This window comes from Hydrogenophaga sp. 70-12, from assembly GCF_001897365.1.
GTDB classification, from domain to species: domain Bacteria; phylum Pseudomonadota; class Gammaproteobacteria; order Burkholderiales; family Burkholderiaceae_C; genus Hydrogenophaga; species Hydrogenophaga borbori.
Map to the genome: position 1 here is coordinate 1 of NZ_MKSS01000286.1, position 8,435 is coordinate 8,435.

Consider the following 8,435-nt stretch of genomic DNA (forward strand, 5'->3'; position numbering starts at 1 on the left):
CGCGGCGCCGTGGTCACGTTCATCGACATCACCGAGCGGCGCCGCGCCGCCGACGCCCTGCGCGGCGCCAAGGAGCAACTGGAGCAGCGGGTGCGCGAGCGCACCCGCGCGCTGGAGACCGCGCTGCGCCAGGTGCGCGAGCTGGCCGCGCGCAGCGAGGCCGTGCGCGAGGAAGAGCGCACGCGCATCGCGCGCGAAGTGCACGACGAACTGGGCAGCCTGCTCGTGGCCTTGAAGATGGACGTGAACTGGATGGACAGGCGCCTGTCCGAGCAGGCGCGGCGCCAGCCCGAGGAGGCCGAGGGCATGCGCGAGCGCATGCGCTGCAAATGCCAGAACATGAGCCGGCTGATCGAAAGCGCGGTCGACAACGTCGGGCGCATCATCACCGACCTGCGCCCCAGCATCCTCGACCACCAGGGCCTGTGGGCCGCGCTGGAATGGCAGGCGCAGGAGTTCGTGGCCAGCGCCGAACTCGCGCTCGATTGGCGCATGGCGGTGGACGGCGCGCCGGAGCCTGCCAAGCCGCTGGCCATCGCGGTCTTTCGCATCTTCCAGGAAATGCTCTCCAACGTAGGCCGCCACGCGCGTGCCCGTCGGATCGCCGTGCGCATCCGTCACCGCAAGGGCCTGCTGCGGCTGTCGGTGCGCGACGATGGCATCGGCGCCGCCCCCCAGGCCTTCGAGGCGGCCAACGCCTACGGCGTGATGGGCATGCGCGAACGCGCGGGGCACTTCGGGGGCGACATCCGGATCAAAAGCGTCCTGGGCCGCGGCACGCACATGGAACTCACCATCGCGCTGACGCCCGGGGAGGTGACATGAACAGCCAATACAGCGAGGCCAGCCGCTTTGATCTGCTGGCCGACACCATCCGCGTGCTGATCGGCGACGACCACCGCATCGTGCGCGAAGGGCTCAAGCAGATCCTGGCCGACGCGCCCGACGTGAGCGTGGTGGCCGAAGCCCAAAGCGGCGAGGACGTGCTCACGCAGGTGCGTGTGCTGGGCGGCAGCGAAGGCCTGGACCTGGTGCTGCTCGACGTTGCCATGCCGGGCATCGACGGGCTGGACGTGCTGCAGCGCCTGCGCAAGGAGCACCCGCACCTGCCGGTGCTCATGCTCAGCACCTATCCCGAGAAGCAGTACGCGGTGCGCTGCATCCGCCTGGGCGCCTGCGGCTACCTCAACAAGGGCGCCGACCCCGACGACATGCTGCTGGCGGTGCGCAAGTGCGCGGGCGGCGGCCGCTACCTCACGCCCGCCACGGCCGAGGCCCTGGCCGCCGCCGTCGGCAGCGGCGGCGCGCAGGCCGGCCCCGAGGCGCTCTCGCACCGCGAGCACCAGGTGTACCGCCTGCTCACGCAAGGCCTGACCGTGAGCGAAATTGGTGCGCGGTTGGGCCTGGCCTCGAACACGGTGAGCACCTACCGGGCGCGTGTCCTCGAAAAGACCGGCGCCAAGAACGACGTCGAGCTGGCGCTGTACGCCGAAAGGCAGCGTTCCGGCGCCTGAGGCGGCGCCTGTGTAGGGCTGGCCCTACGCCGCGTCGCCGCAGCGCCCGCGAAATCGCGCGCGCATCCGCCGTGGCACGGCCACTGGCCCGCGGCTTGCAATCCACCGCGCATCTCCCACACACGAGGTGCGCCATGTCCGACTTCTTCGACCCGTACAACGCCGACAAGCCGCTGATGCTCAAGTGCAGCTGCGGGCGAGATCACAGCATCGCCGAGCACCAGGCCGAAGAGGCCGCTGCCGCGCAGGCCGCGGGCGCGCTGCGCGAGCGCAGCGAGAGCAGCGAGTTCGAGGCCTACAGCCGCGACTTCATCGAGGCCACGCTGGTGAAGGCACTGTTTCCGCAGGATGCGGTGCGCCGGCGCTTCCTTCGCGCCGTGGGCAAGGGCACGGCCATGGCGGCCATCGCCAGCGTGCTGCCCATCGCCAGCCTGCAGGCCATGGCGCAGGAGAAGGGCCGGCTGGAGAAGACCGATCTCAAGATCGGCTTCATTCCCATCACCTGCGCCACGCCGCTGATCATGGCCCACCCCCTGGGCTTCTATCAGCGCGAAGGCCTCAATGTGGAGGTCATCAAGACGGCGGGATGGGCGCTCATCCGCGACAAGATGATCAACAAGGAGTACGACGCCACGCACTTCCTGTCGCCCATGCCGCTCGCCATTTCCATGGGCGTGGGCTCCAACGCCACGCCCATGAACGTGGCCACCATCCAGAACACCAACGGCCAGGCCATCACGCTGCACGTCAAGCACAAGGACAGGCGCGACCCGAAGCAGTGGAAGGGCTTCAGGTTCGCCGTGCCCTTCGAGTTTTCGATGCACAACTTCCTGTTGCGCTACTACGTGGCCGAGCACGGGCTCAACCCCGACACCGACATCCAGATCCGCGTGGTGCCGCCGCCCGAGATGGTGGCCAACCTGCGCGCCGGCAACATCGACGGCTACCTCGGCCCCGACCCGTTCAACCAGCGCGCGGTGTACGACGAGGTCGGCTTCCTGCACGTGCTCACCAAGGACCTGTGGAACGGCCACCCCTGCTGCGCCTTCGGCACCAGCGCCGAATTCATCCGCCAGAACCCCAATACCTTCGCGGCGCTGTACCGCTCGGTGCTCACGGCCGCGGCCATGGCCCGGCAGCCCAAGAACCGCGAACTCATCGCCAAGGTGATCTCGCCGCAGGCCTACCTGAACCAGCCCGAGACCGTGGTGGCCCAGGTGCTCACCGGTCGTTTCGCCGACGGCCTGGGCAAGATCCAGAACGTGCCCGACCGCGCCGATTTCGATCCCATGCCCTGGCAGAGCATGGCGGTGTGGATGCTCACGCAGATGCAGCGCTGGGGCTACATCAAAGGCGAGGTCAACTACCACCAGATCGCCGAGCGCGTCTTCCTCATCACCGACGCGCGCCGGCACATGAAAGCGCTCGGCCAGGACTTCAAGGCCGGGCCGGGCTACGAGAAGCACACCATCATGGGCAAGGTGTTCGACCCGGCCAGGCCGAAGGATTACCTCGACAGCTTCGCGGTCCGCAAGGCGGCTTGAGCATGAAGGCGCTGAACCTGAACCTGCGCGCCGCGCTGGTCTCGCTGCTGCTGCTGGTGGTCTTCGTCGGCGCCTGGCAGATCGGCACGGGCGGCGGGGGCGCGCCCTCGGCCGCCGCCCCGCTCACGCCGGAAGAGCTGGAGTACGCCAAGCTCATGGGCAAGGACCCGGGCGCGGCCGTGGCCAAGTCGGACGGCTTCCCGCCCCCCCTGGCGGTGGCCGAGGCCAGCTGGAAGCACCTGTCCGATCCCTTCTACGACAAGGGCCCGAACGACAAGGGCATCGGCATCCAGATCGCGCATTCGCTGGCGCGCGTGGGCCTGGGTTTCGCGCTGGCCATGCTGGTGGCCATCCCGCTGGGCTTTCTCATCGGCATGTCGCCGCTCATGAGCAAGGCCTTCGATCCCTTCGTGCAGGTGTTGAAGCCCATCAGCCCCCTGGCCTGGATGCCGCTCGCGCTCTACACGCTCAAGGACAGCAATGTCAGCGGCATCTTCGTCATCTTCATCTGCTCGGTCTGGCCGATGCTGATCAACACCGCCTTCGGCGTCGCCTCGGTCAAGCGCGACTGGCTCAACGTGGCCGCCACGCTGGAGGTGAACCCGCTGCGCAAGGCCTTCCTGGTGGTGCTGCCCGCCGCCGCGCCCACCATCCTCACGGGCATGCGCATCAGCATGGGCATTGCCTGGCTGGTCATCGTCGCGGCCGAGATGCTGGTGGGCGGCACCGGCATCGGCTACTTCGTGTGGAACGAGTGGAACAACCTCTCGCTCACCAACGTGATCTTCGCGGTGCTGGTGATCGGGGTGGTGGGCATGCTGCTCGATCTGATGTTCGCGCAATTGCAGAAGGCGGTGACCTATGTGGAGTGACGGCCGGCAACAGGGCGTCGCAGCCGCGACACGCGTCACACAAGCACAAGGCAATTCCATGAGCGCCCATCCCCGCGCCTTCCTGCAGGTCGAGCGCCTCGCCAAGGCCTACCAGGCCGACAAGCCGGTCTTCGCCAACGTCGACTTCGGCATCGACAGGGGCGAGTTCGTCTGCATCATCGGCCACAGCGGCTGCGGCAAGACGACCATCCTCAATGTGCTGGCCGGCCTGGACACGGCCAGCGCGGGCCACGCGTTCATGGACGGCCGCGAAATCGCTGGCCCCAGCCTGGAGCGCGGCGTGGTCTTCCAGGGCCACGCGCTCATGCCCTGGCTCACGGTGCGCCAGAACATCGCCTTCGCGGTGAAGTCGCGCTGGCCCGACTGGAAGAAACCCGAGGTCGAGGCGCAGGTCGAGAAGTACGTGGCCATGGTGGGCCTGAGCCCGGCCATCGACAAGAAGCCCTCGCAGCTGTCGGGCGGCATGAAGCAGCGCGTGGGCATCGCGCGCGCCTTCGCCATCCAGCCCAAGATGCTGCTGCTCGACGAGCCCTTTGGCGCGCTGGACGCGCTCACGCGCGGCACGATCCAGGACGAACTCCTGGGCATCGTGCGCGAGACGCGGCAGACCGTGTTCATGATCACCCACGACGTGGACGAGGCCATCCTGCTGGCCGACCGCATCCTGCTCATGAGCAACGGGGCCGAGGTGGATGGCGCCTACCGGCCGGGCGGCCTGGCCGAGGTGGTGGACAACCCCTTGCCGCGCGAGCGCACGCGCACCCAGCTGCACCACCTGGACGGCTACTACGCCCTGCGCAACCACATCGTCGACTTCCTCGTCTCCCGGGCGAAGGCGCATTGACCGGCGACACCCCGCAGCCCCCGCTCCAACCCTTTCACCCCACCACCACAAACAGACCACCCACCATGAGCCGCATCGAAGTCACCGAGAAGATCATCGCCACCAAGGTCAGCAAGGGCCTGAAGTGGGAGGACGTCGCCAAGAAAGTCGGCCAGTCCAAGGAGTGGACCACGGCCCTGTGCCTGGGTCAGATGACCGCCACGCCTGCGCAGGCCAAGGTCCTGGGCAAGGTCTTCGGCCTGACGGCCGAGGAGCAGAAGTGGCTGCAGGTCGTGCCTTACAAGGGCTCGCTGCCCACCAGCGTGCCCACCGACCCGCTGATCTACCGCTTCTACGAACTCATCAGCGTCTACGGCACCACCTTCAAGGAGCTCATCCACGAAGAGTTCGGCGACGGCATCATGAGCGCGATCGACTTCAAGATGGACATGAAGCGCGAGAAGGACCCGAACGGCGACCGCGTGAATATCGTGATGTCGGGCAAGTTCCTGCCGTACAAGCAGTATTGACCCCCGCGGCGCTGCGCGCCTGCCCCTGGAAGGGCGGCACCAACGGCCCGGCGGAGCCGGTTCCGTGGTGTCTCCGGAGCGGGCTGTCGCGGGCGAGGCGTGCGTGGTGAACCTCGGCGGCCCTTCGGTTACCTACCGGCTCGTTCCCGGCGAGCCGACATGTACTGCCGCACCCTCAAGTACCGCGATCCCTACGGCCGCTTCTCCATCCTGGTGGAGGAGCGGCCCGACGGTTCGCTCACGCTCTGGGAATTCGACGTGCCCGGCAACGGCATGCGCCGGCGCCACGTGATCGACAAGGTGGCCGACAGCCTGGCGCGCGAGGGCCGGCCACTGCGCGTGGTGTGGGGCGCGGCGCGGGTGCAGCGCAGGAAGGCGGACGACCCGTACGGGTCTTAGGCCGGCCTGCGCGGCCTAGGCCTTGGGCAGCGGGATCCACTCCTGGTCGTCTCCCGGCGGCAGCGGGATGCGCCCGGCGGCCCAGTCCGCCTTGGCCTGCTCGATGCGCTCCTTGCGTGAGGACACGAAGTTCCACCAGACGTGCCGCTCGCCCAATGGCTCGCCACCGAAGACCATCAGCGTGCTCGGCACGCGCGCGGTGACGAGCGCGTCGGCGTCGTCGCCGAACACCAGCAGCTGCCCGGGGCGGTAGACCTCGCCCGCGTACTCGATCTCGCCGCGCGCCACGTACACCGCCTGTTCGCGGTGGCCGCCGGGCAGGGCCAGGCTGGCGCCGGCCTGCCATTCGGTGTGCAGGTAGAACAGCGGCGAGTGCGTGCGCACGGGGCTCTTCAGGCCATAGGCCTCGCCCGCGATCAGGCGCATCCACACGCCGTCCCGTTCGCGCACCGGCAGCTCGCTGGCCGGGTAGTGGGTGAAGGCCGGCTCGGTTTCCTCATCCCGCTCGGGCAGCGCCACCCAGAGCTGCATCAGCTCCAGCCCGCCGCCCGCGAAGGAGTCGGGGTGGGTGAAGCGCTCGCTGTGCGAAATGCCGCGGCCGGCGGTCATCCAGTTCACGTCGCCGGGCACGATGTCCTGCACCACGCCCAGGCTGTCGCGGTGCTTGATCTGTCCGCTGAGCAGGTAGCTCACGGTGGACAGGCCGATGTGCGGGTGCGGCCGCACGTCGGCCGCGCGCGTGTCCTCGGCCGCCAGCGTCACGGGGCCGGCGTGGTCCACAAAGATGAAGGGGCCGACCATGCGGCGTTTCGCGTAAGGCAGCACGCGCCGCACCGTCAGGCCGTGGCCCAGGTCGGCGGCGCGCGCGTCGATCACCATTTCCAGCATCGGGGTCTCCTTGGTCGTGGCCGGCCATTGTCGACCGGGAGCGGATGCCCGGGTGCCGTGCGCGACAATGCCCGCCCCATGCAACTGAGCGAACTGCGCCAACGCCTCACCGCCCTCGGGGCTGGGCCGCTGCATGCGCAGCGCGTGCTGCGCCACTGGCTGCACGCCCTGCCGGCCGACGCCGGCCGGCGCAAGCCCGAGCACCACTTCCCCAAGGCCCTGTTCGGGGCCCTGCCGGCGCTGCGCGAAGAACTCGCCGGCCTGGCGCGCCTGCAGGCCGAGCACCCGGGCGAGGACGGCTCGGCCCGACTGCTGGTGGCCCTGCGCGACGGCCAGACCGTGGAGAGCGTGCGCCTGCCGCGCGGCGGCCTGTGCGTGTCCACCCAGGTCGGCTGCGCCGTGGGCTGCGCCTTCTGCATGACCGGCACCGGCGGCCTGCTGCGCCAGCTCGGCAGCGCCGAGATCCTGGCCCAGGTGGCGCTGGCGCGCGCCGGCCGGCCGGTGAACAAGGTGGTCTTCATGGGCATGGGCGAGCCCGCGCACAACCTGGACGCGGTGCTCGAGGCCATCGAGCTGCTGGGCACCGTGGGCGGCATCGGCCACAAGAACCTGGTGTTCTCCACCGTGGGCGACGATCGCGCCTTCGAGGCCCTGCCGCGTGGCGCGGTCAAGCCCGCGCTGGCGCTGTCGCTGCACACCACCAAGCCCGATCTGCGCGAGCAACTGCTGCCGCGCGCGCCGCGCCTCACGCCCACCGAGCTGGTGGAGCGCGCCGAGGCCTACGCGCGCGCCACCGGCTACCCGGTGCAATACCAGTGGACCCTGCTGGACGGCGTGAACGACGGCGACGATGAAATCGACGGCATCGTGCGCCTGCTCGGTGGCCGCTACGGCGTGCTCAACCTCATTCCCTACAACGCCGTCGACGGTCTGCCGTTCCAGCGCCCCGCGTGGGAAAAAGCGGCCGACATCGCGCGCCGCCTGCACCGCCAGGGCATCCTCACCAAGCTGCGCCACTCGGCCGGGCAGGACGTGGACGCGGGCTGTGGCCAGCTGCGGGCGCGCTCGCTGGACACGGGCGAGCGCGTGGTGGCGCTGCGGCGGCGGGCCGTCAGCAGACCGTCTCCATTGCTTCCATCAGCAGGCGCGCCGTGAGCCGTGCTTGCGGCGTGTTCTTCAGGCCGGGCTCCAGCGGGCGGCCTTGCTCGACCCATTGCAGGGTGAAGCGGAAACTCTCCAACGCCTCGTTGTCCAGCATGGCGGTGAACTGGGCGAGTTCCTTGACGGTGGTGTCGGGGGTGACCGTCAGGAAGTTCGAGATGCCGAGCCCCTTGAGCCGCTGGCCAAAGATGTCGACAAACGCCTGACCCAGCCGGGGTGGCGACGCGTCGGCCGTCGTGGCGGGCGGGTCGCTCAGCTCGATGAAGCGCATCGGATCGGGGCTTGTGCGCCGGGTGTAGGGCAGGTCCCCGAGCGCCAGTGCCTGCTCACGCTCCACGCGCCGGGTTGTTTCGTGCGGCCCGTGCCTGGCCGGCGCCTGGGCGTTCAGTGCCGCCAGCAGCTGCTGGGTGGAGGCCTCATGCCCCCAGTCCCGGTTCAAGCGGTACTTGAAACGTTCCCGCTCCAAGGGCTCCAGCGATCGAATGAGGTCCGCGATGGTCGGGATGTCCGCGCTGTCCTTGACCTGGTCCGCCGTGGCCGCGTGGCCCAGCGCGCGAAGGACGGTCCTGGTGGTCGGAACGCGGCCGCTCGGCGGATCGATCAGCACCTTGAGGTCTTTCAGGAACGCGGTGTCCAGCACCACCTGATGGTCCGCGGTCACGCGAGACCAGATCGAGTCCAGG

At 69.2% G+C, this 8,435-nt stretch carries 10 protein-coding genes; 8 read left to right on the forward strand and 2 right to left on the reverse strand.

What is annotated here, in order from left to right; genetic code table 11:
• The 7 genes from BGO22_RS15695 to BGO22_RS15725 form a co-directional block, all read left to right on the forward strand.
• Positions 1–825: sensor histidine kinase (locus tag BGO22_RS15695; protein WP_286851621.1), on the forward strand; the 825-nt coding region annotated here is incomplete at its 5' end.
• On the forward strand, positions 822–1,514 hold the full coding sequence (locus tag BGO22_RS15700) for a response regulator (RefSeq protein ID WP_070400147.1): 693 nt from the start codon (positions 822–824) through the stop codon (positions 1,512–1,514). The genes BGO22_RS15695 and BGO22_RS15700, both read left to right, overlap by 4 nt.
• A 134-nt stretch (positions 1,515–1,648) precedes the next feature.
• Entirely contained in the window at positions 1,649–3,058 is a 1,410-nt protein-coding gene (locus BGO22_RS15705; protein ID WP_204743826.1) for a CmpA/NrtA family ABC transporter substrate-binding protein, read from the forward strand.
• A gap of 2 nt (positions 3,059–3,060) precedes the next feature.
• Positions 3,061–3,930, forward strand: coding sequence for a nitrate ABC transporter permease (gene ntrB, locus BGO22_RS15710; protein WP_286851625.1), 870 nt, complete (start codon positions 3,061–3,063; stop codon positions 3,928–3,930).
• Positions 3,920–4,795: an ABC transporter ATP-binding protein gene (locus tag BGO22_RS15715; RefSeq protein ID WP_502686470.1), complete on the forward strand. Its 876-nt coding sequence runs from the start codon at positions 3,920–3,922 to the stop codon at positions 4,793–4,795. Before ntrB ends, BGO22_RS15715 begins: the two co-directional genes overlap by 11 nt.
• A gap of 65 nt (positions 4,796–4,860) precedes the next feature.
• A complete protein-coding gene (cynS, locus tag BGO22_RS15720; protein ID WP_070400151.1) occupies positions 4,861–5,304 on the forward strand; it encodes a cyanase in 444 nt (147 codons plus the stop codon).
• 159 nt (positions 5,305–5,463) lie between these two features.
• Positions 5,464–5,703: a hypothetical protein gene (locus BGO22_RS15725; RefSeq protein WP_286851629.1), complete on the forward strand. Its 240-nt coding sequence runs from the start codon at positions 5,464–5,466 to the stop codon at positions 5,701–5,703.
• Positions 5,704–5,718: 15 nt separating this feature from the next.
• Here BGO22_RS15725 and BGO22_RS15730 read toward each other — a convergent pair whose 3' ends face one another.
• A complete protein-coding gene (locus tag BGO22_RS15730; protein WP_070400153.1) occupies positions 5,719–6,591 on the reverse strand; it encodes a pirin family protein in 873 nt (290 codons plus the stop codon).
• A gap of 78 nt (positions 6,592–6,669) precedes the next feature.
• Between BGO22_RS15730 and BGO22_RS15735 the strand changes: the two genes are divergently transcribed.
• Positions 6,670–7,746 (forward strand): RNA methyltransferase, encoded by a 1,077-nt coding sequence (locus BGO22_RS15735; protein WP_286851631.1) that lies wholly within the window; start codon positions 6,670–6,672, stop codon positions 7,744–7,746.
• On the opposite strand, the gene BGO22_RS15740 is transcribed toward BGO22_RS15735, so the two are convergent.
• Positions 7,703–8,435 (reverse strand): hypothetical protein (locus tag BGO22_RS15740; RefSeq protein WP_286851633.1); only part of this gene is annotated, 733 nt, incomplete at its 5' end. The genes BGO22_RS15735 and BGO22_RS15740 overlap by 44 nt on opposite strands.